The 3,575-nt window shown below is 42.5% G+C and carries 2 protein-coding genes and 1 pseudogene; all 3 read right to left on the bottom strand.

Annotated features, from left to right (window positions below):
- Positions 1 to 175: 175 nt before the first annotated feature.
- Positions 176 to 2,335 carry a S46 family peptidase gene (locus CKO50_RS18485; protein ID WP_095729354.1) on the bottom strand — a complete coding sequence of 720 codons (2,160 nt, stop codon included), beginning with the start codon at positions 2,333 to 2,335 and terminating at the stop codon, positions 176 to 178.
- A 151-nt stretch (positions 2,336 to 2,486) separates the two neighbouring features.
- Positions 2,487 to 3,014 (bottom strand): hypothetical protein, encoded by a 528-nt coding sequence (locus CKO50_RS18480; RefSeq protein WP_095729353.1) that lies wholly within the window; start codon positions 3,012 to 3,014, stop codon positions 2,487 to 2,489.
- Between the two features lie 70 nt (positions 3,015 to 3,084).
- A pseudogene (locus CKO50_RS25170) lies at positions 3,085 to 3,575 on the bottom strand (hypothetical protein); the annotation flags it as partial.

Below are 3,575 nucleotides of genomic sequence, written 5' to 3'. Positions count from 1 at the left end.
CTCTCTAAACTCACTACGCTTATTAGATCAAAGGGCTAGATCTGTGTCCAGCCCTTTTTCAACAGTCTGCGTTAGTCGGCCTTTAGGCCGACTAACGTTTAAACCTAAAGGGTCCCCTTTAAACCCAAAGACTACCCTTTAAACGTTGGGGGGGATTATCGACCTAAAGGTCGACCTACTTTACTATCTTCATTTCATCTAACAGGTTTTGTGCATTATCAACCTTGTCCATTACCCATAACATGTAACGCGAATCAACATGAATTGAGCGGTTTAGATTTTTATCGTAATCCCAGTCACCAATAATGCTTTCATATACACCGTCAAACAGTAAACCTACTAACTCCGCTTTCCCGTTAAGGGTCGGCGAGCCTGAGTTACCACCTGTGGTATCCACATTAGAAAGGAAATTCACCGGTACAGTATTCATGCCACCGGTATATTGACCATATACTTTTTCGCGGATCAATTGCTGTTGCTTTTTCGGCGCGTTAAATGGTTCAACATCGGTATTTTTAGCCAGTAACCCTTCAAGCGAGGTAAATGGCGTTGCCACTAAGCCATCTTGCGGTGAGTAGCCACCTACCGTACCGTAGGTGACACGGAGTGTGCTGTTAGCATCTGCGTAAACTGGCTTATTTTGCGACTTGTTGTAAGCAATAATGGCTTCCATCAAAGCTGGACGTGCAGATTGCTGCTTACCAGCCAATTCTTTTTCTTCATCTTCGATTTGCTTCATCACTGCAAAAATCGCTTTTGCATATTGAATGAATGGATCAGAGCTTTGATTTAACTGTTCAAGTTCTAAATCTAACATCCAAAGACGGGCTTTTTCATCAGCAAGCTTAGAGTTGGCATACATCTCATCTAGCAGCGCTTGGTGCTTTGCTTTATTGAAGCCGTTTTCAAGTTGAAGCTGCTTATCGACTTCAGCTAAACGCGCTTCTTTTGGCAAGGCTGCATAAAGCTCCATGAAGTAAAGCATAATCGCTTTATCAACTGTTTCATCATAGCGGCGCGTCATACGCTGAAGCCCCGCTTTGATTTTTGGCATATCACGTTCTTGATAACCACTCTCACGCTCAGCATCAGGCTTTTGTTTTTCAACCGCCAAGCGATAAAGCTTACGCGCAGTAGACATCATTTGCGAACGGTGGATATAGCCAACCATCATATCACGCTCATAATGAGCTTGAGATTGAGCAACCAACTCGCTCAATTCGTTTAGCACGGCGCCATACTTTGATTTACGGTCTGCATCGGCATTGATCCAAGTGCTAAGATCGCGCTCAAATTGCTGCTTGCGGCTATACATACTGCCTTTTTTGAAGCTCTCAATCATTGAACCAAAGTTTTTGATGTAGTTGTTGTAACCTGCAATGGTGCTTTCATAAGCGATACGAGCTTGAGAACCTTCCGGTGCATTCTCTTCAATCAGTGCCACATACTTTGAGTTATGTTTACGTACCATGGGGTAAACCGTGTTAAACACATAATCTACTTCAGAAGCAATGCGATAACGGTTGGTACGACCCGGATAACCCGTCACCATAACAAAGTCGCCCTCTTGCACACCTTTTGCACTCACACTCAAAAACGACTCAGGGTTATAAGGTACGTTATCCTTAGAAAACTCAGCGGGTTTACCATCTTTACCCACATATGCACGGTAAAAAGCAAAATCGCCAGTGTGACGAGGCCACATCCAGTTATCTATATCGCCACCATATTTGCCCACACCCATCGCTGGTGTATATGCCAGACGAACGTCTTTTATCTCTAGTGATTTAATGAGGTAATATTCCAATCCACCATGAAAGGTATAAACATTACAGCGATAGCTTTCATCTTGTTCACACTCGGCAACAAGTTGCTTGCGCTTACTGTCAATGGCATCAAAACGTGCTTTACCGGTCAGTGAGTCCATCCCAGCATTAACTTTATCCGTTACGTTCGACACTTCTTTTGTCACATAAACCCGTGAGCCCGGTGCCGCTGGTAGATCTTCACTTGGCTGTTTTGCTAAAAAGCCATTCTCAAGAATATTATTATCTGTTGTTGAGTTGTATTGAATAGAGCCGTATGCACAGTGATGGTTTGTCACCACCAGACCTTTAGGAGAGACAAATGACGCCGTACAGCCACCTAAGCTAATCACCGCATTCATCGGGAACTCAGTGAGTTTTGAAATTGACTTAGCATCTATCTCTAGCCCTTTAGACTTTAAAATAGATTCAAGTTCAGGTAGCTGATGTGGTTGCCACATACCTTCATCGGCAGCAACGTACTGAGAAAAGGCCAACACCATGGCCGCGGAGATAGCTTTAATACGCATATTCCAATCCTAAATGTTATATTATTTTAATTGCGGCCAGTAATGTGACCCAAGATAGTGCCAAATAGCAATTTATTTCGGTGGAATTCGATAAACCGATGTAAACAACCATGCAGAAAGTACCAAGATAAAACGCCTAGTTTTCACTTTTTTAGCGAAACATTTCATCGGTTAATTCAAAGGGTTCCCAAGTCGCTTGCGCCGATCCGATTTCCTCTAAAATTCGTCCTTCGACGCCATCAAACGGTGCATTAGAAATCCACATTTTTACTTCACCCTTTTCACCAAAACCAAAGATAATCTGAGGGACAAGATCTTCCTTTATCTCTCCCGTGTGGAAGGTAATACTAGGAAGGTTTTTTGCGATTTTGTATGCTTTATCACGTTGTACACTGAACTCAGCGTTGTAATGCCTTCCTTGTTTATAATCCCACCACTGCGCTTTCACTTTATGCGGGATTTCAGCTCCCCAAAACGTACTATTTGCATTAGCATTGCCCCAACAACAACCTATTGAGCCTGCTGGTGGAGAAAACTTATCATCAAACACTAATCTAACCATAAGGTCACTATTTTCGTAAGAAGATACACCAATCCGCAACTTATCCAATTCTGTACTTGAAGAGCAGCTACAAAGCAGCATTACTGCCATTAAAACGATATAGAGCTTATTGATCATCCTTTCTTCCAAGTCGAACATCCCTTGTCTTATTTGTTTTTTATCTTAACTTTGGATTGTGGGCACTTATCTAATTAAACATCTCATCGGTTAATTCAAAAGGCTCCCAAGTCGCTTGTGCTGAACCAATTTCTTCTAAAATCCGCCCTTCCACGCCATCAAATGGAGCATTAGAGATCCACATTTTTACCNTCACCCTTTTCACCAAAACCAAAGATAATATAGGGCTCAAGATCGNGTTTCTGTTTCACCTGTGTAATGGGTAATGCTAGGTAAATTACCCGCGATTTTGTATGCCTTGTCACGCTGCACAGATAGCGTTGCACGATAGTGTTTTCCCTGCTTGTAGTCCCACCACTGCGCTTTTACTTTATGTGGAATCTCAGCTCCCCAAAACGTACTATTTGCATTAGCATTTCCCCAACAACAACCTATTGAGCCAGCTGGGGGTGAAAACCTATCATCAAATATCAGCTTTACCATCAGGTCACTTTTTTCATACGCAGATATAGCTATATTTAATTTTTCTAGCTCGGTATGTGAAGAGCAACTGCAAAGCAG

Origin of the sequence: Pseudoalteromonas sp. HM-SA03 (genome assembly GCF_002289345.1) — a bacterium.
In the GTDB taxonomy this organism is placed as follows: Bacteria; Pseudomonadota; Gammaproteobacteria; order Enterobacterales; family Alteromonadaceae; genus Pseudoalteromonas.
This window is presented reverse-complemented; position numbering and strand designations above follow the sequence as displayed.